Source organism: Simplicispira sp. GW247-4R2A (assembly GCF_059424465.1).
In genome coordinates this window covers 91,607-108,777 of sequence record NZ_JBWKZM010000007.1, presented here as the reverse complement: position 1 = coordinate 108,777, position 17,171 = coordinate 91,607, and the positions used below count along the sequence as shown (strand labels likewise).

Below are 17,171 nucleotides of genomic sequence, written 5' to 3'. Positions count from 1 at the left end.
GCTGGCGGGGAAGCCGGCACGGGTTGTCTGTTTTCTTTGTTCCCCATGAAAAATCGCTCTTCCCGTGTGCGCCGTGCGGCTGCGCTGTGCCTGTCTCCCGCTGTCTTTTCTGCGCTGTCCTTGTTGGCCATGCAAGTGGCGCGTGCGCAGCAGGCTGCCCCCATACAGGTCGCGCAGAACCTGCGTGCACCGCAGCTCGAAGAAACCGTTGTCACGGCCACGCGCACTGAGCAGCCTCTGTCAGATCTGGTGGCCGACGTCTCCATCGTGGACCGCGAGACGATCGAGTCCAGCGGTGCGACGGGTATCGCCGACGTGCTGGCGCGACTGCCCGGCGTCGAGATGACGCGCAACGGAGGTTTAGGCAATGCGGCCAGCGTGTACCTGCGCGGCGCTGAGCAGCGCTTTACGGCCGTCTATATCGATGGTGTGCGCGTTGACTCGCAATCCACCGGTGGTGTCCTGTGGGAGCAGATTCCGCTCGCGCAAATCGAGCGTATCGAAGTGCTGCGCGGCCCGGCTGCTGCGGTGTATGGGTCGGATGCCATTGGCGGCGTCATCCAGCTCTTTACGCGCAAGGGCGAAGGCCCGGCGGCGCCTTATGTGGGTGTGGGCCTGGGCAACCAGGGCACGCGCAAGATCGAGGCTGGCGTGAGTGGCACGGCCGGGCCGGATGGCGCACTCGACTACGCCGTGGGCCTGGCGCATGCGCGCAGCAGCGGCTTTGACAGCAAGACCAGCGGCGTGCACAACCCGGATGACGACGGCTATCACAGCACCAGTGGCAGTGCGCGTGTGGACTACCGCGTCAACGCGCAGCACAAGATCGGCGCCAGCCTCCTGAGCAGTCGCCTTGATTCTGGTTATGACGCGTATGGCTACTTGCCCTCCGCGCCCGTGGACGACCGCAACCAACACCGCTTGCAGACGGTGGGTGCGCATTGGGACGCGCAGTGGAGCGATGTGTACAGCACCCGTGTCTCGGTAAGCGATTCGGCCAGCCGCTACGCAACCACACCGTCCCTCTACCTGACCGAAACGGACCTGCGCGGTTACCTGTGGCAAAACGAGTGGCGCCTGGGCGCGCACCGTCTGAGCGCCGCGCTCGAGCGCCGCGAAGACCATCTGGACAACCCGGCGCTGGACGCCTACAGCGTGGGCCTCTCGCGCGGCCGCTCGCAGGATGCGCTGGCCCTGGGCTATGGCTACCACACCGGCGCACACACAGTGCAAGCCAACCTGCGCCACGACAGCGACAGCGAATTCGGCGGCAAGGGCACCGGCAGCCTGTCGTATGGCTACGCCTTTGCGCCAAGCTGGCGCGCCACGGCGTCGGCGGGCACGGCGTTCCGCGCGCCAACGCTGTACCAGCGCTTCAGCCAGTACGGCGACGCCTCGCTGCAACCCGAGACCAGCCGCAACGTCGAGCTGGGCCTGCGCTATGCCAGCGGCACCAGCGCCTTCTCGGCCGTGGCGTACCGCAACCGCGTGACCAACCTCATCAACTTTGCCGCAGGCGGCACCTGCGGCCAGGCATTTGGCTGCTACCTCAACACCGGCAACGCCGAGTACAGCGGCATCACCCTGGCGGGCTCCTACAAGCTCGCGGGTGTGCAACTGCACGGCTCGGTGGACTTCCAGGACCCGCACGACCGCGATACGGGCAAGCAACTCGCCCGCCGCGCCAAGCGCCACGCCACGCTGGGCGCCGACACGGTGCTTTCCGGCTGGACCCTGGGTGCGGAAATGCAGGCCTCGGGCCGCCGCTTTGACAACGCGGCCAATACCAAGGTGCTGGGCGGCTACACGCTGTTCAACCTGGTCGCCAGCACCCGCATCGCCCGCGACTACACGCTGCTGGCCCGCATCGACAACGCGGCCGACAAAAACTACGAAACCGCAGGCACCTACGCCACCGGCGGGCGCCAGCTCTATATCGGCCTGAAGTGGGAGCCATTGTGAGCTCAACCCCCTGTGGCGCTTCGCGCCTTCCCCCTTCTCTCACGCTTCGCGTGGGGAGGGGGACGACGCCAGTGGCCTGGCAAAGCCAGTTCCACGGCGTCCGCTGGCATGGGAGCGCGCCGGTTTCGTGGGCCTTGGGCGATTGATATGGCTTTCTGTCCTGCACTTTTGATTGCCGCCCCGGCCTCGGGCCAGGGCAAGACCACGGTGGTGGCGGCCCTGGCGCGCCTGCATGCGCGCCAGGGGCGGCGCGTGCGCGTGTTCAAGTGCGGGCCGGATTTTCTCGACCCGCACTGGCACCAGCTCGCCAGCGGCACGCCCGTGCATTCGCTCGATTTGTGGATCAACGGCGCCGAGGATTGCGCCGCGCGCCTGCATGCCGCTGCGTGCGATGCCGACCTGGTGCTCATCGAAGGTGTCATGGGTCTGTTCGATGGTGAGCCCAGTGCCGCCGATCTGGCGCGACACTTTGGCGTGCCGGTGCTGGCGGTTGTCGATGCCTCGGCCATGGCCGGCACCTTTGGCGCGCTGGCGCATGGCCTGCGGCACTACCAGCCGGACTTGCCTTGGGCGGGTGTGCTGGCCAACCGCGTGGCGGGCGAGCGCCATGCCGAGATGCTGCAGCGCGGCCTGCGGGAGCCGGCCGACTGGCTGGGTGCCTTGCCGCGCGTGGCATTGGAGAATGCCGCCCTGCTGCCCGAGCGCCACCTGGGCCTGGTGGCGGCGCACGAACTGCCGGATGCGCTGGCCCGGCTGGACGCCGCCGCCGATGCGTTGGCCGCCACACCGTTGGGGCAAATGGATTTGGTCGAACTGCAGCGCTGGGCGGTGGATTTCCCGGCGCTGCCCGACCGTCTGCCCGTGCCCCCGCTGCTGGCTGGCCGCACGGTGGCCGTGGCGCGCGACGCGGCGTTCAGCTTCATCTACCCGGCCAACCTCGATACCCTGGCGCAGCTTGGCGCCCAGGTGCGGTTTTTTTCGCCGCTGGCGGGCGATGCCTTGCCGGCTTGCGATGCCGTGTGGCTGCCCGGCGGTTACCCCGAACTGCACGCGGCGCAACTTGCCGCCAACCGGGGCCTGCAAGACGGCCTGCGCGCCCATCTGGCCGCAGACAAACCCCTGTGGGCCGAATGCGGCGGCATGCTGGCGCTGTTCGAGTCGCTGCGCCTGCAAGACGGCAGCGTGCAAGCCATGTGGGGCCTGCTGCCCGGCACAGCGGCCATGCAAGCGCGCCTGGCGTCGCTCGGGCCGCGGCAACTGGATTTGGCGGGCCAGATGCTGCGCGGCCACAGCTTCCATTACTCGACCGCCGACTGCAGCGCCCCGGTGCTCGTTCGCAGCAGCCGGCCCGGCGGAGCAGATGCAGACGGCGAGCCGCTGTTCGCCTTGGGCAGCCTGCGTGCCAGCTACTTCCACGCCTGGTTCGCCTCGAACCCGGTGGCGGTGGCGCAGTTGCTCGGAGGCAGCGTATGAGCCTGTCCGTGGCCCGTGGTGAACTGATTCTGGGTGGCCAGAAAAGCGGCAAATCGCGCCGCGCCGAGGCGCTGGCGGCTGCGTGGCTGGCAGCCAACCCCGCGCACCGCGCGCTGTTGATTGCTACCGCAGAGGCGCGCGATGAGGAAATGCGCCAGCGCATTGCCCGCCACCAGAGCGACCGCGCCGCGCGCGTGCCGCGCATGCAGACGCTGGAGGAGCCGCGCGATGTGGCGGGTGCCCTGGCGCAGCACGGCGCACCGGATACGCTCATCGTTGTGGATTGCCTGACGCTGTGGCTGACCCACTGGCTATTTCGGCACGATAAAAATTTTGATAAAAAAGAGGCTCTAACGCACGGATGGCGTGCGCAAGCAGCTCTCTTTTTTGAAGTATTGGCGAAAACCCCCGGGCCCGTTGTTCTGGTGGGCAACGAGATCGGCCTGGGGGTCATTCCCATGGGACGCGAAGTGCGCGCCTTTGTCGATGCACTGGGCCTTTTGAACCAGCAGGCGGCGCAGGCCTGCGAGCGCGTCACGCTGATGGCGGCCGGGCTGCCGCTCACCTTGAAGGACCCGCCATGAAACCCACGCCCATCAAACGCATTCTCGCGGTGCTGGCCGTGTTGCTGGTGCTGGTGCTGCTCATGGCCACGCTGGCCCAGGCTGCGCCCATCAGCGTGGTGGACGATCGGGGCCGAACCGTCACGCTGGCCCACCCGCCCGAGCGCATCGTCAGCCTGCTGCCCTCGCTGACGGAGACCGTGTGCGCGCTCGGTGCCTGCGAGCGCCTGGTGGGCGTGGACCGCTATTCCAACTGGCCTGCGCAGGTGGTGCGACTGCAGGGGGTGGGTGGCGGGCTGGACCCGAACATCGAGGCCATCGTGGCGCTGCGGCCCGACGTGGTGCTGATGGCGACCTCGTCGCGCGCCCAGGCGCAGCTCGAATCCTTGGGTGTGAAAGTGGTGGCGCTGGAGCCCAAGACGCACGCCGACGTGCAGCGTGTGCTCGGCAAGGTGGGCCAGGTGCTGGGCGTGGCCGATGCGCAGCAGGTCTGGCGCGTGATCGATGCGGGCGTGCAGGCCGCCGCCCAGTCGTTGCCCGCCTCGGTGCGCGGCACGCGGGTGTATTTCGAAGTCAACAGCGGGCCGTACGCGGCAGGCCCGGCCTCCTTTATTGGCGAGACGCTCGCACGGCTGGGGGCCCGCAACATTGTTCCCGCGGCGCTCGGACCTTTCCCCAAACTCAACCCCGAATTCGTGGTGCGCGCCGACCCTGACCTCATCATGGTCGGGGCGCGCAGCGCAGAGGGCCTGACCGCGCGCCCCGGCTGGAGCCAGATGCGCGCACTGCGGGACGGCCGGCTCTGCCGCTTTGACGCAGCGCAGTCCGACGTGCTGATCCGCCCCGGCCCGCGCATGGCCGAAGCGGCCCGCCTGATGGCGACCTGTCTCACCGACAAAGCGCCCCGGAAAGACGTGCGACGATGAGCGCCGTCATGCCCCTGCCGCCCGCCACCTTGCCCACCTGTGCCAGCACCGTGCACGCACGGCGCGGCCGTTGGCTGGCGCTGGTGCTCATCGCTCTGGCGCTGGGCCTGTTCGTGCTGGGCACGGCGGTGGGCAGCAGCGGGTTTGAAAACCTCTTGCCCGCGCTGTGGAACCCGCAGGGCGACAGCGCGGCGCACGCCATGGCGCAGAAAATCGTCTGGGACATTCGCCTGCCGCGCACGCTCGGCGCCTGGTGTGCAGGCGCGCTGCTCGGGCTGGCGGGTGCGGTGGCGCAGGGGCTGTTTCGCAACCCGCTGGCCGACCCGTATCTGCTGGGCAGTGCCTCGGGCGCCTCGCTGGGCGTGGCGCTGGCGCTGGCCCTGATGGGCGGCGGCGCCGGCATGCTGGGCGGGGCGCAAAGCGCCATCACCGTCTCGGTGTATTCCAGCCACTGGCTGGTGCGCCTGGGGCTGACGGGCGCGGCCTTTGTGGGCGCGGTGCTGGCGGTGCTGCTGACGCTGGCACTGGCGCGCGGCGTGCAGCACACGCTGCGCCTGCTGCTGGCGGGCGTCATCGTGGGCGTGGTGCTGGGGGCGCTCACCTCGCTCATCCTGCTGCTGTCGCCCGATTCGCTGCAGGCCATGCAGGCGTTTTTGCTGGGCTCCACCGGCTTTGTCGGCTGGACTTCCTGCGTGCTGATGGCGGGTGTGTGGCTGCTGTGCCTGGTGGTGGCCTGGCTGCTGGCGCGTGGGCTCGATGGCCTGGCGCTGGGCGAAGCCACCGCCCTGAGCCTGGGGCTGCGGCTGGCGCCGCTGCGCGCCGCGCTGGTGGCGGCGCTGGCGCTGGCCACGGGCACCGCAGTGGCGCAGACCGGTTTGATTGCCTTTGTCGGCCTGGCCGCGCCGCACCTGGTGCGCGCCGCCGCTCCGGTGCCGCACGGGCGGCTGATGCTGCTGTCCAGCCTGATGGGCGGCGCGCTGCTCGCCGGCGCCGACCTGCTCGCGCGTGGGCTGCTCGCGCCGCAGGAGCTGCCCGTGGGCGTGCTCACCGCCGTGCTCGGCGGCGGCTATTTGCTGTGGCTGATGCACCGGCGCACATCCCCTGGGGGGTTGTTGTGATTGCTACTGAAAAAATAGCTATTGGCGCAGACCAGGTAAGCGCTAGCATAGGAAAATGCTCCATATTGCACGGCATCACGCTGCCGCTGGCTGCAGGCCGCTGGACCAGCATCGTCGGCCCCAACGGTGCGGGCAAATCGACCTTGCTCAAGGTGCTGGCTGGGCTGCTGTCGGTAAAGAGTGGCCAGGTCGCTTTGTTGGGTCGCAGCTTGCACGACTGGCCCGCCCGCGAGCGCGCCCGCCAGATGGCCTGGCTGGGCCAGAACGAAGCGGCGGCCGACGACCTGACGGTGCTTGACGTGGCGCTGCTGGGCCGCCTGCCGCACCAAGGCTGGCTGCAGCCGCCCAGCGCCGCCGACCACGCCGCCGCCGAAGCGGCGTTGCGCCAGACGCAGGCCTGGGCCTGGCGCGAGCGCCCGCTGGGCCAGCTCTCGGGCGGCGAGCGCCAGCGCGTGCTGCTGGCGCGCGCCCTGGCCGTGAACGCTCCGGTGCTGCTGATGGATGAGCCGCTGGCCAACCTCGATCCGCCGCACCAGGCCGATTGGCTGCTGCTGGTGCGCAGCCTGGTGGCACGCGGCTGCACGGTGGTCAGCGTGCTGCATGAGCTGTCGATGGCGCTGCAGGCCGATGACGTGGCCGTGCTGCAGGACGGCCGCCTGCAGCACCACGGCGCCGCGCGCGACCCGGCCACGCACCGTGCGCTGGAGGCCGTGTTCGACCAGCGCATCACCATCCACCGCGTCCAGGGCCAGTGGCTGGCCTTGCCCCGCCTGCACGCCCCTGAAGCTGTCGTCTGACAAGGACTCCATGGAAATCGAAACCGCACCCACCGAGAAACATTACGCAAAACCGGAAGGCGAGCGCCGAGGTTTGGTCATCGTGAACACCGGCGACGGCAAGGGCAAAAGCACCGCCGCCTTTGGCCTGGCACTGCGTGCGCACGGGCGCGGCAAGGCGGTGCGCATCTTCCAGTTCATGAAGGTGCCCAGCGCGCGCTTTGGCGAGCACCGCGTGTTCGAGCAGCTCGGCATTCCCATCGAGGGGCTGGGCGACGGCTTTTCGTGGAAGAGCAAAGACCTGGAGCACTCGGCGCAGCTGGCGCGCGACGGCTGGGACAGGGCGCGCGCCGCCATCGCCTCGGGCGATCACTTCCTGGTGGTGCTCGACGAAATCACCTACCCGCTGATCTACGGCTGGCTGCCCTTGGAACCCGTGCTGGAGACGCTGCGCACGCGGCCCAAGGACGTGCATGTGGTGCTCACCGGCCGCCGCTGCCCGCCGGAGATCATCGAACTGGCCGACACCGTGACCGAGATGGCGCTGATCAAGCATGCCTTCCAGGCAGGCATTCCGGCGCAGCGTGGGATTGAGGACTGAACGGCCCCCGTTGCATGCTCTGGTACTGGCTCCATCCCCTCGCGGCGCATCCTGGTTTTGGTGGCGCCTGCCTGGCGCTGGCCGTGCTCGTGGCGCTGGCGGTGGACCGCCTCTGGGGCGAGCCGCCTGCGCGCTGGCACCCGGTGGTGTGGATGGGCCGCGCCCTGGAGGCCTGCGGGGCGCGCATCGCACCGGCTGCCGAGACCGCCAGAAGTTTGAAGAATTTTTGGCTTGCAGCGCTTGCCTGGTGTGCCTTGGCAGCTCTTGTAACGATAGCAGCCGCCATTTTGCAAGGCGTGGTGCTGTGGCTCAGTGTCCCGGCGCCTGCCCATCCCCCGGGGCTGGATATTGAAGGCGTTGGCATGGCGGGTGCGCAAGCGGTGCAAACGGCCTTGGTCACCGTGCTGACGGCCACGGCGCTGGGCCTGCTGCTCAAGCCAATGCTGGCGCTGGCCGCGCTGCAAGGCGAAGTGCGCGCCGTGGAAACTGCTCTGGGTGAATCGCTGCAGGCGGGCCGTGCGCGCCTGGCCTGGGTGGTCAGCCGCGAGGTGGACCGGCTCAGTGCCGATGAAGTGCGCCAGAGCGCCATCGAATCGTTGGCCGAAAACCTGAACGATTCGGTGGTGGCGCCCCTGTTCTGGTTCGCGCTGGCGGGCCTACCGGGCGCGGTGCTGTACCGATTTTCCAATACCGCCGACGCCATGTGGGGCTACCCCGGCATGCGCGGCGGCCGCTACTGGCAATGGGCCGGCAAATGGGCGGCACGGGCCGACGATGTGCTCTCGTGGCTGCCGGCGCGGCTGACGGCTCTGCTGCTGGCGCTGATGGCCGGGGGCGTGCCACTGCGCAGGTTGGCGCAGGAAGCCCGCAAGACCCCGTCGCCCAACAGCGGCTGGCCCATGGCGGCGATGGCGCTGGCGCTGGGCGTGCGGCTGACCAAGCCCGGCGTGTACCAGCTCCATGCGGCGGGCCGCGTGCCCACGGCGCACGATGCTGCGCGTGCGCAGAATTTGGTGTCAAAAGTGGCTCTAGCGCTTGTCCTGATTGCGCTGTCAGCTATTGTTTTGGTAGTTTTCTGTAGGGGTTCCTGATGCCGAATGCATGCCTCATGCACGGCGGCCCCGATGTCCAGGGCGTGCCGCTGCACGACTTTTCCACCAACGCCAATGCCTGCGGTCCGTGCCCCGAGGCGCTGGCCGCCGTGCAGCAGGCCGATGCCACGCGCTACCCCGACCCGGCCTACGCCGCCTTGCGCGCGCAGTTGGCCGCCTTTCACGGCGTGGCGCCCGCACGCATCGTGCTGGCGGGCAGCGCCAGCGAATTCATCCACCGCATCACCGCATTGGCCGCTCAGCGCGGTGTGCGCGCCGTGGCCGTACCCCAGCATGGCTACGGCGACTACGCCCAGGCCGCCCGCGCCTGGGGCTTGGCGGTGCAGCATGCGCCTGGGGTGGGCGCGACGCTGCACTGGGCCTGCGAGCCCTCCAGCCCGCTGGGCCGGGGTGATGCCATGCTGGCCGACTGGCTACAGGCGGGTGTGCCTGCGCAAACACTGTGCGTGCTCGACTGCGCTTACCAACCCTTGCGCCTTGAAGGCGTCGCACTCCCGCCGGGGCGTCTGGGCGCCCTTTGGCAGCTCTGGACACCCAACAAGGCCCTGGGCCTGACGGGCGTGCGAGCGGCCTACGCCATCGCGCCGCAGGGCAGCGAAACCGATGCTGCGGCACTCATGGCACTGGCCCCCTCCTGGCCCGTGGGTGCGCACGGCGTGGCGCTGCTGCAGGCCTGGGTGCAACCGCGCACGCAGCGCTGGCTGGCCGAGTGCCTGCCCACGCTGCGCGACTGGAAGGCGCGCCAGATGGCGTTGTGTGCCGCCATGGGCTGGCAGGTGCTGCCCGGCAGCCAGGCCAATTACTTCTGCGCGCGACCACCGGGTGCCGCCCGGCCCGAACGGCTGCGCGACTTGCGCGCGCAGGGCATCAAGCTGCGCGATACCACGTCCTTCGGTCTGACCGGCTGGTATCGGCTGGGCGTTCTGGGGCCACAGGCCCAGGAGGCCTTGCTGGCAGCGGTGTCTGGCACCGGGTGGTGACAATACGCCCCCGTGTCGATGTGTGAGGCCCCCCATGACCTATAGCGTCAAGGAAATTTTCTATACCCTGCAAGGCGAAGGCCACCATGCCGGGCGCCCAGCCGTGTTCTGCCGTTTTGCCGGGTGCAACCTCTGGAGCGGCGTGGAAGAGGGCCGTGCCAGCGCGGTGTGCCAGTTCTGCGATACCGACTTTGTGGGCACCGATGGCGAAGGTGGTGGCAAGTTTGCCGACGCGGCCAGCCTGGCCGCGCGTATCAACGCCCTGTGGCCTGTGGACTACCCCGCGCAGAAATACGTGGTCTGCACAGGCGGCGAGCCGCTGTTGCAGCTCGATGCCCCCCTGATCGACGCCCTGCATGCGGCCGGGTTTGCGGTGGCCATTGAAACCAACGGCACGCTGCCGGTTCCTGGCGGCGTGGACTGGGTCTGCGTCAGCCCCAAGATGGGCGCGGAACTGGTGGTGCGCCGGGGCAATGAGATCAAGGTCGTCATTCCGCAGCCCGGACAGCCCTTGGACGACTATGCCGCGCTGGATTTTGAACACCATTTTGTGCAGGCCATGGACGGGCCACTGCAGGCCACGAATCTGCGCCTAGCCATTGGCTTCTGCAAAGCCCATCCCCTGTGGAACCTGTCGGTGCAGACCCACAAGCTGCTGCAGATTCCCTGAAACAGAACCTACCCATGCTGACCATTACGCGAAAAATGGAGTTCGATGCCGGCCATCGCATTCCCGACCACAACAGCCAGTGCCGCAACCTGCACGGCCACCGCTATACGCTGCTTATCACGCTCACAGGCGATGTGGTGCAAAAAGACGGCGCATCCGACAACGGGATGGTCATGGACTTTGGCGACATCAAGGCGCTGGCCAAGGTGCACCTGGTGGACCTGTGGGACCACGCCTTCATCGTCCATGAAAAAGACACCGCCGTGCGCGCCTTTCTGGACAGCATGCCGGGCCACAAGACGGTGGTCATCGACCGCGTGCCCACGGTGGAAAACCTGGCCCAGGCCGCGTTTGACATTCTCAAAGACGTTTACCACGACCGCTTCGGCCGCCACCTGTCGCTGACCAAGGTGACGCTGTACGAGACGCCCAATTGCTGGGCGGAGGTAGACGGTTAATTCTCGCTCATTGCGGATGTAGGCAGCGCATGAACCTCGACTACACCACGTTGGAACTGCAGCGCCGCCAGCACCCGGCCTGGCGCCTGCTGGCGGCGGACTCGGCACCGCTGGTGGCCAGTTTCCTGCACCGCGTTTTTGTGGTGCCCAACGTGCGGGTGATGGTGCAGTCGAATCTGGTCGAGGCGCTGGAAGACACGCTCTATGGCCTGCGCGAGCAGTTGGGGTCCAAGGCATTCCCGAAGTCGGCGCAAGAGTATCTGAACGATTGGGCCGCCAACGACAAAGGCTGGCTGCGAAAGTTCTACCCGGTCGGGTCGGACGAGCCGCACTTCGACCTGACCCCAACCACCGAGCGCGCCTTGGCCTGGCTGGGCAGCCTTTCGGACCGGTCCTTCGTGGGGACAGAGTCGCGTTTGCTCACGCTGTTTGGCCTGCTCAAGCAAATGAGCGATGGCAGCGAGACCAACCCCCAGGCCCGCATGGCCGAGCTGCACAAGCAGCGCGAGGCCATCGACGCGGAAATCGCCCGGGTGGTGGAGGGCAACATTGCCTTGCTGGACGACACCGCGCTCAAAGACCGTTTCCAGCAGTTCACAGGCCTGGCGCGCGAGTTGCTGGCGGATTTTCGTGAGGTGGAAAACAACTTTCGCGCGCTCGACCGTGCTGTGCGAGAGCGCATCGCCCTGTGGGACGGGGGCAAAGGGGAGTTGCTGCAAGAAATCATGGGCGAGCGGGACGCCATTGCCGAGTCCGACCAGGGTAAGAGCTTTCGTGCGTTCTGGGATTTTTTGATGTCGCAGTCCCGCCAGGAAGAATTCACTGCGTTATTGGCGCGGGTGCTGGATTTGCCACCGGTGTCGGCCCTGGCACCGAACGTGCGCCTGAAACGGGTGCACTACGACTGGCTGGAGGCCGGGGAATACGCCCAGCGCACCGTGGCCCAGCTTTCGCAGCAGTTGCGCCGCTTTCTGGACGACAAGGTCTGGCTGGAAAACCGCCGCATCATGGACATATTGCGCGGTATCGAAGGCAAGGCCATCGCCCTGCGCGATGCGGTGCCGGCGGCCCTGCGCACGCCGGATTTCATGCAGATCGGCACCATGGGCGCCGATGTGGACCTGGCGCTGGAGCGCCCGCTGTACCAGCTGCCCGTGCAGACTGCGCTGGCCAGCGTGGCACTGCAGGTGGGTGAGGAAGACGTGAATGCGGCTGCGCTGTTTTCGCAGGTGCGCGTGGACAAGGCCGCGTTGTCGGCACACATCCGCCAATCCCTGCAAACCCGGGAGCAGGTCACCTTGGCCGAATTGCTGCACACCCGCCCGCTGCAGCAGGGCCTGGGTGAGCTGGTGGCCTATCTGCAACTGGCCAGCGAGTCGCCGGGTTCGGTGGTGGACGAGGCCACCGAGGACACGGTGGCGTGGGGCATGCCAGATGAGGCAGGCGGCTGGGTAACCCGGCAAGCCACCTTGCCGCGTGTGATTTTTGTGCGGGGTTGAGAGGCTGATGGCCTTTCATCCATGCCTACCATGTACGCCAAAACACACCGACTCGTCGATGCAAATACTCGCCATAGTCTGAGCTATGGCTGCGTTTTGCGCCTAGATTCGGCGCGTTTTGGCGCGCCTTTTGGAGGCGGCCGAAAAACTCTCCGCCTCTGAGGGCGGCTCTCATCATGTTCTATCGTGTTAGTATTACCAAGTAATACTTTTTTGGGGCATTGCCATGCAAACCACGTTGACCAGCAAAGGGCAAGTCACCATTCCGCGCGATGTGCGCCAACACTTTGGGCTCAAGCAAGGCATGGCCGTGACATTTGAAATCGAAGGCGACCACATCGCCCTGCGGCCCGCGCGCGCGGTCCGGCAGACGCAGGACAGTGGCTTCGGGTTGATCAAAAGTCGGCGCAAAGGGGTGCCTGCGGATTTTGATGTGGCCAGCCTGGTCACTGAAGCGCCATGATTGCGTTGGACACGAACGTGCTGGCCCGCTACTACGTGGCCAGCAGCGATGCGCCTTCACAAAAGCAAAGCGCGGCGGCCAGAAAGTTGCTGGAAAGCGGCAAGTCCTTGTTTGTCAGCAAAACCGTGGTGCTGGAGCTGGAGTGGGTGCTGCGTGGCTACTACAAGAGCCCGCCTGAGGATGTGCTGGCGGTGCTGACGCATTTGCTGACCATGCCCAACCTGGAGGTGGAAGATCGCGTGGCGGTGGAACTGGCCGCAACCGCTTTGGGTGATGGGTTTGACTTTGCCGATGCGCTGCACCATGCCTCAAGCCGCCATTGCAGCAGCCTGGCCACGTTTGATGACAAAAAATTTGCGCGCCGAGCCAGTGCCAAGAGTTGGAAGCCACCCGTCAAGCTGCTGCCGGTTTGATGGTGCGCACGGAAGGTTTTTCCATGTCCCACGAAAGTCTTCCCTCAACGCCCGAGTCCAGTCCCAGTGTTCCTCAATCTGATCTGACCAGTCTGGTTGTTCCCTTGATGAAGGGTGTGCTGTACCGCGAAGACGATGCCAGCCAGTGGGCGGCCTTGCTGCAACTGCAGGCGCGTGTGCGCGACTATGTGGCCGTGCTGGTGCTCGACCTGGTGGTGGACGAAGCCGAGGGCTATGCCTTTTTGCGCGGCCAGCTACAGGCGGACGAGGGAGTTCCCAAGCTGCCGCGCCTGGTGCGCCGCCAGCCTTTGAGCTTTCAGGTCAGCCTGCTGCTGGCGCTGTTGCGCAAGAAACTGGCCGAGTTCGATGCCAGCGGCGGTGAGACGCGACTGATTCTGACCCGTAGCGCGGTGGTCGAACTGGTGCGGGTGTTTCTGCCCGCAGGTTCCAATGAGTCCCGCCTGATCGATCAGATTGAAACCCATCTGAACAAGGTGATCGAACTGGGTTTTGTGCGCCGCCTCAAAGCCCCGGCCGAAGGCTCTGCCGGCCGCGCGGCATCAGAACCGGTGTATGAAGTGCGCCGCATTCTCAAGGCTTTTGTGGACGCGCAGTGGCTGGCTGATTTCGATGCACGGTTGGCGGCTTACCAAGCACAACTGGCATCGCCCAATGCTCCTGAGCCAGACGATGAATGACAACGCCACGCTCGCTGGTTTTCGGTTGTCACGCCTGGAAGTCTTCAACTGGGGCACGTTTGACAAGCGGGTCTGGATGCTGGATCTGCAGGGCCGCAACGGCTTGCTGACCGGCGACATTGGCTCGGGCAAGTCCACGCTGGTGGACGCCATCACCACGCTCTTGGTGCCGGCCCATCGCATCGCTTACAACAAGGCTGCGGGCGCCGACGCGCGTGAGCGCTCGCTACGCTCCTATGTGCTGGGGCATTACAAGTCTGAGCGCAACGAGACCAGTGGAAATGCCAAGCCGGTGGCGCTGCGCGATGCCAGCCACTACGCGGTGATTCTGGGTGTGTTCCACAACGACGGGTTTGACCAGACCGTGAGCTTGGCCCAGGTGTTCTGGATGAAGGATACGTTCGGCCAGCCCGAGCGCTTTTACGCCGTGGCGGACCAGGCACTGTCGCTGACCGGAGATTTTTCGGGTTTCGGCACGGCAGTGACCTCGCTGCGTGCCCGCCTGCGTAAAGCGGGCGTAGCCTTGTTTGACAGCTTCCCGCCCTACAGCGCCCACTTTCGCCGCCGCTTTGGCAACATGGGCGAGCAGGCGCTCGAGCTGTTCCACCAGACCGTGTCGATGAAATCGGTGGGCAACCTGACCGACTTTGTGCGCCACCACATGCTGGAGCCTTTTGACGTGGCCCCGCGTATTGCGGGCCTGCTGGCGCACTTTGACGACTTGAGCCGTGCCCACGCGGCCGTGCTGAAAGCCAAGCAGCAAGTCGACCTGCTCACGCCGCTGGTGGCGGACTGCGACAAACATGCGGCCCTGGTGGACACTGTGGCCGAGTTGCGGCTGTGCCGCGAGGCGCTCAAACCCTGGTTTGCCGGTCACAAGCAGGCGCTGCTGGCGCAACGGCTGGAAAACCTTGGCGCCAGCCTGGCGAGCGAGTCCGCCAAGGTCGAACGGTTGGAAGCGCAGAAGCAGGGGCAGCAGGCCACGGAACGGGCATTGCGTCTGTCTATGGCCCAAAACGGCGGCGATCGCATCGCCCAGATCGACGCCGAAATCCAGCGCCAGCAGACCGAGCAGGAACGGCGCCAGAAAAATGCCCACCGCTATGACACCTTGCGCCGCAGCCTGGGCTTGTTGCAGGCGGCCAATCGCGAAGAGCTGCAAACCCAGCAGCAAGGGTGCGCGCAGCGCCGCGCGACCGATGCCGTGCGCGAGGTGGAGTTGCAAAACGAACTGACCGAGCACGGTGTCGAACTGGCCCAAGGGCGCAGCGAACACCAGCGACTGTTGGACGAAGTGAAAAGCCTGCGCGCACGGCGCAGCAACATCGACTCCGCGCAAATTTCCCTGCGCACCCTGCTGTGCCAGGCACTGTGCTTGCGTGAGGGCGATCTGCCGTTTGCCGGGGAGCTGCTGCAGCTACACGACGACGCGCGCGACTGGGAAGGGGCGGCCGAGCGCGTGCTGCACAACTTCGCTCTCTCGCTGTTGGTGCCTGACGCGCATTACGCCCAGGTGGCGCAGTGGGTGGACAACACCCACCTGCGTGGGCGGCTTGTGTACTACCGGGTGCGTGGCAGCATGCGTGTGCAGCAGCCGCCACTGCATGCCCAGTCGCTGGCACGCAAGATCGCTATCAAGCCCGATTCAGCGTTCTATGCTTGGCTGGAGGCGGAGGTGGCACGCCGTTTTGACTACGCCTGTTGCACCACGCAAGAGCAGTTTCGCGCCGAGCCCCGGGCCATCACCCGGGCCGGGCAGATCAAGGCCGGAGGTGAGCGCCACGAAAAGGACGACCGTCACCGTCTGGACGACCGCAGCCGTTACGTGCTGGGTTGGAGCAATACCGCCAAGCTGGGCGTGCTGGAGGGCAAACAGTGTGTGCTGGAGGCACGGCTAGGTGCGGTGGGTGCGCGCATCGGTGTCTTGCAACAGGAGCAATCCGCCCTGCGCACGCGCCAGGAAGCGTTGGCCAAGCTGGAGGAGTTTGCGGACTACAGTGATCTGGACTGGCAGGCCAACGCCCGCGACATCGCCCGCTTGAACGATGAGCGGACAGCGCTGGAAGCGGCCTCGGATGTGCTGGCAGCACTGGCCCAGCAACTGAAGGCGCTGGAACAAGCGATGGAGAGGACCGAGAAACAGCTTCTGGAGCAGCGCGACAAACGCTCCAAAACCGAACAAAAAATCAGCGATGCGCAGACGCTCCAGCGGGATACCGAAGGGCGGATGGCGCAGCGGCCCGAACGATTTGAGCAGCATGTGCCACGTCTGCAGGCCTTGCAGCAGGAGATGCAGGGCGCACAGGCGCTGACGGTGGAGTCGTGCGATACACGCGAGCGCGAAATGCGTGACAGCCTGCAAAAAGCCATTGATACCGAAGACAGCCGTGCCCGGCGTGTGCTGGAAAAGGTCATCGATGCCATGCGCGCGTTCAGCGACCGCTTTCCTGTCGAGACCCAGGAGGTCGATGTGTCCATCGGATCGGCCGGGGAATACCGCAGCCTGCTGCAGCGCCTGGTGGCGGACGACCTGCCGCGCTTTGAGGCCGACTTCAAACGCTCGCTCAACGAGAACACCATCCGCGAAGTGGCCAACTTCAGCTCGCAGCTGAACAAGGAGCGGGAGACCATCAAGGAGCGCATTGAGCGCATCAACCAGTCCCTCACGCAAATTGACTACAACCCCGGCCGCTTCATTGCGCTGGAATTTCAGACCGCGCAGGACGTGGAGGTGCGCGATTTCCAGACCGAGCTGCGCACCTGCCTGGACGGCGCGCTGGGTGGTGGTGCGGAGGTCGAGGGGCAGGACAGCCAGTATTCTGAAGCCAAGTTCCTGCAGGTCCAGCACATCATCGAGCGCCTGCGCGGGCGCGAAGGCCAGACCGAGCAGGATCGGCGCTGGACCACCAAGGTGACGGATGTGCGCAACTGGTTCGTGTTTGCCGCCAGCGAGCGCTGGCGCGAGGATGGCCGCGAGCATGAGCATTACTCCGACGCGGGCGGCAAGTCCGGCGGCCAAAAAGAAAAGCTGGCTTACACCATCCTGGCCGCCAGCCTTGCCTACCAGTTCGGTTTGGCTTGGGGCGAAGCGCGTTCCAAAAGCTTCAGGTTTGTGGTCATCGACGAAGCCTTTGGCCGGGGGTCGGACGAATCCGCGCAGTACGGACTGCAATTGTTTGAAAAGCTCAACTTGCAGTTGCTCATCGTCACCCCGCTGCAGAAAATCCACATCATTGAGCCCTTTGTCGCCAGCGTGGGCTTTGTGCACAACGTGGATGGACGCGACTCGCGGCTGCGCAATCTGAGCATTGAGGCGTATCGGGAGGAGAAGGTACGGGTGGAAGCTATGGATCGCGGCAGCAATGGCACAAACGTGGCATCAGCTTTGGCCACAATAGGTAGGCGGATTCCCGAACAACTTCCATGTCTGGATGAACGTGATGTTGGATAGCCATCTCC

The 17,171-nt window shown here is 66.2% G+C and carries 16 protein-coding genes; all 16 read left to right on the top strand.

Going from position 1 to position 17,171, the window contains the following annotated elements:
- Nucleotides 1-45 precede the first annotated feature (45 nt).
- The 16 genes from AC07ZH_RS07160 to AC07ZH_RS07085 all read left to right on the top strand — a co-directional run bounded on the left by AC07ZH_RS07160 (nucleotide 46) and on the right by AC07ZH_RS07085 (nucleotide 17,163).
- The gene (locus AC07ZH_RS07160) at nucleotides 46-1,962 is read left to right on the top strand and encodes a TonB-dependent receptor domain-containing protein (RefSeq protein WP_495199142.1); all 1,917 of its coding nucleotides are present in this window, start codon (nucleotides 46-48) and stop codon (nucleotides 1,960-1,962) included.
- A 147-nt stretch (nucleotides 1,963-2,109) separates the two neighbouring features.
- The gene (locus tag AC07ZH_RS07155; protein WP_495199141.1) at nucleotides 2,110-3,435 is read left to right on the top strand and encodes a cobyrinic acid a,c-diamide synthase CobB; all 1,326 of its coding nucleotides are present in this window, start codon (nucleotides 2,110-2,112) and stop codon (nucleotides 3,433-3,435) included.
- Nucleotides 3,432-4,019 carry a bifunctional adenosylcobinamide kinase/adenosylcobinamide-phosphate guanylyltransferase gene (locus AC07ZH_RS07150; RefSeq protein WP_495199140.1) on the top strand — a complete coding sequence of 196 codons (588 nt, stop codon included), beginning with the start codon at nucleotides 3,432-3,434 and terminating at the stop codon, nucleotides 4,017-4,019. The genes AC07ZH_RS07155 and AC07ZH_RS07150 overlap by 4 nt, the downstream gene beginning before the upstream one ends.
- The gene (locus AC07ZH_RS07145; protein ID WP_495199139.1) at nucleotides 4,016-4,924 is read left to right on the top strand and encodes an ABC transporter substrate-binding protein; all 909 of its coding nucleotides are present in this window, start codon (nucleotides 4,016-4,018) and stop codon (nucleotides 4,922-4,924) included. Before AC07ZH_RS07150 ends, AC07ZH_RS07145 begins: the two co-directional genes overlap by 4 nt.
- Nucleotides 4,921-6,042: a FecCD family ABC transporter permease gene (locus AC07ZH_RS07140; protein WP_495199138.1), complete on the top strand. Its 1,122-nt coding sequence runs from the start codon at nucleotides 4,921-4,923 to the stop codon at nucleotides 6,040-6,042. The genes AC07ZH_RS07145 and AC07ZH_RS07140 overlap by 4 nt, the downstream gene beginning before the upstream one ends.
- Before the next feature lie 62 nt (nucleotides 6,043-6,104).
- Nucleotides 6,105-6,839 (top strand): ABC transporter ATP-binding protein, encoded by a 735-nt coding sequence (locus AC07ZH_RS07135; RefSeq protein WP_495199167.1) that lies wholly within the window; start codon nucleotides 6,105-6,107, stop codon nucleotides 6,837-6,839.
- Between the two features lie 10 nt (nucleotides 6,840-6,849).
- Nucleotides 6,850-7,419 carry a cob(I)yrinic acid a,c-diamide adenosyltransferase gene (cobO, locus tag AC07ZH_RS07130; protein ID WP_495199137.1) on the top strand — a complete coding sequence of 190 codons (570 nt, stop codon included), beginning with the start codon at nucleotides 6,850-6,852 and terminating at the stop codon, nucleotides 7,417-7,419.
- Nucleotides 7,420-7,433: 14 nt separating this feature from the next.
- Entirely contained in the window at nucleotides 7,434-8,510 is a 1,077-nt protein-coding gene (cbiB, locus tag AC07ZH_RS07125; protein ID WP_495199136.1) for an adenosylcobinamide-phosphate synthase CbiB, read from the top strand.
- Nucleotides 8,510-9,511, top strand: a complete 1,002-nt coding sequence (locus AC07ZH_RS07120) for an aminotransferase class I/II-fold pyridoxal phosphate-dependent enzyme (protein WP_495199135.1) — start codon at nucleotides 8,510-8,512, stop codon at nucleotides 9,509-9,511. Before cbiB ends, AC07ZH_RS07120 begins: the two co-directional genes overlap by 1 nt.
- Before the next feature lie 34 nt (nucleotides 9,512-9,545).
- Nucleotides 9,546-10,181 (top strand): 7-carboxy-7-deazaguanine synthase, encoded by a 636-nt coding sequence (gene queE, locus AC07ZH_RS07115; protein WP_495199134.1) that lies wholly within the window; start codon nucleotides 9,546-9,548, stop codon nucleotides 10,179-10,181.
- Nucleotides 10,182-10,195: 14 nt separating this feature from the next.
- A complete protein-coding gene (gene queD / locus AC07ZH_RS07110) occupies nucleotides 10,196-10,639 on the top strand; it encodes a 6-carboxytetrahydropterin synthase QueD (protein ID WP_495199133.1) in 444 nt (147 codons plus the stop codon).
- A gap of 29 nt (nucleotides 10,640-10,668) precedes the next feature.
- Nucleotides 10,669-12,138 (top strand): DUF3375 domain-containing protein, encoded by a 1,470-nt coding sequence (locus AC07ZH_RS07105; RefSeq protein ID WP_495199132.1) that lies wholly within the window; start codon nucleotides 10,669-10,671, stop codon nucleotides 12,136-12,138.
- A gap of 226 nt (nucleotides 12,139-12,364) precedes the next feature.
- Nucleotides 12,365-12,601, top strand: coding sequence for an AbrB/MazE/SpoVT family DNA-binding domain-containing protein (locus AC07ZH_RS07100; protein WP_495199131.1), 237 nt, complete (start codon nucleotides 12,365-12,367; stop codon nucleotides 12,599-12,601).
- Nucleotides 12,598-13,014: a type II toxin-antitoxin system VapC family toxin gene (locus AC07ZH_RS07095; protein WP_495199130.1), complete on the top strand. Its 417-nt coding sequence runs from the start codon at nucleotides 12,598-12,600 to the stop codon at nucleotides 13,012-13,014. The genes AC07ZH_RS07100 and AC07ZH_RS07095 overlap by 4 nt, the downstream gene beginning before the upstream one ends.
- Nucleotides 13,015-13,037: 23 nt before the next feature.
- Nucleotides 13,038-13,712, top strand: a complete 675-nt coding sequence (locus tag AC07ZH_RS07090; protein ID WP_495199129.1) for a DUF4194 domain-containing protein — start codon at nucleotides 13,038-13,040, stop codon at nucleotides 13,710-13,712.
- Nucleotides 13,705-17,163, top strand: a complete 3,459-nt coding sequence (locus tag AC07ZH_RS07085; RefSeq protein ID WP_495199128.1) for an ATP-binding protein — start codon at nucleotides 13,705-13,707, stop codon at nucleotides 17,161-17,163. The genes AC07ZH_RS07090 and AC07ZH_RS07085 overlap by 8 nt, the downstream gene beginning before the upstream one ends.
- Nucleotides 17,164-17,171 lie beyond the last annotated feature (8 nt).

Excerpts from the sequence above, each read along its gene's own strand:
- cobO (WP_495199137.1), top strand. The coding sequence starts at position 6,850 with ATGGAAATCGAAACCGCACCCACCGAGAAACATTACGCAAAACCGGAA.
- AC07ZH_RS07145 (WP_495199139.1), top strand. The coding sequence starts at position 4,016 with ATGAAACCCACGCCCATCAAACGCATTCTCGCGGTGCTGGCCGTGTTG.
- AC07ZH_RS07120 (WP_495199135.1), top strand. The coding sequence starts at position 8,510 with ATGCCGAATGCATGCCTCATGCACGGCGGCCCCGATGTCCAGGGCGTG.
- AC07ZH_RS07100 (WP_495199131.1), top strand. The coding sequence starts at position 12,365 with ATGCAAACCACGTTGACCAGCAAAGGGCAAGTCACCATTCCGCGCGAT.
- cbiB (WP_495199136.1), top strand. The coding sequence starts at position 7,434 with ATGCTCTGGTACTGGCTCCATCCCCTCGCGGCGCATCCTGGTTTTGGT.
- AC07ZH_RS07155 (WP_495199141.1), top strand. The coding sequence starts at position 2,110 with ATGGCTTTCTGTCCTGCACTTTTGATTGCCGCCCCGGCCTCGGGCCAG.
- AC07ZH_RS07160 (WP_495199142.1), top strand. The coding sequence starts at position 46 with ATGAAAAATCGCTCTTCCCGTGTGCGCCGTGCGGCTGCGCTGTGCCTG.
- AC07ZH_RS07090 (WP_495199129.1), top strand. The coding sequence starts at position 13,038 with ATGTCCCACGAAAGTCTTCCCTCAACGCCCGAGTCCAGTCCCAGTGTT.
- AC07ZH_RS07140 (WP_495199138.1), top strand. The coding sequence starts at position 4,921 with ATGAGCGCCGTCATGCCCCTGCCGCCCGCCACCTTGCCCACCTGTGCC.
- AC07ZH_RS07085 (WP_495199128.1), top strand. The coding sequence starts at position 13,705 with ATGAATGACAACGCCACGCTCGCTGGTTTTCGGTTGTCACGCCTGGAA.
- AC07ZH_RS07095 (WP_495199130.1), top strand. The coding sequence starts at position 12,598 with ATGATTGCGTTGGACACGAACGTGCTGGCCCGCTACTACGTGGCCAGC.
- AC07ZH_RS07105 (WP_495199132.1), top strand. The coding sequence starts at position 10,669 with ATGAACCTCGACTACACCACGTTGGAACTGCAGCGCCGCCAGCACCCG.
- AC07ZH_RS07150 (WP_495199140.1), top strand. The coding sequence starts at position 3,432 with ATGAGCCTGTCCGTGGCCCGTGGTGAACTGATTCTGGGTGGCCAGAAA.
- queD (WP_495199133.1), top strand. The coding sequence starts at position 10,196 with ATGCTGACCATTACGCGAAAAATGGAGTTCGATGCCGGCCATCGCATT.
- queE (WP_495199134.1), top strand. The coding sequence starts at position 9,546 with ATGACCTATAGCGTCAAGGAAATTTTCTATACCCTGCAAGGCGAAGGC.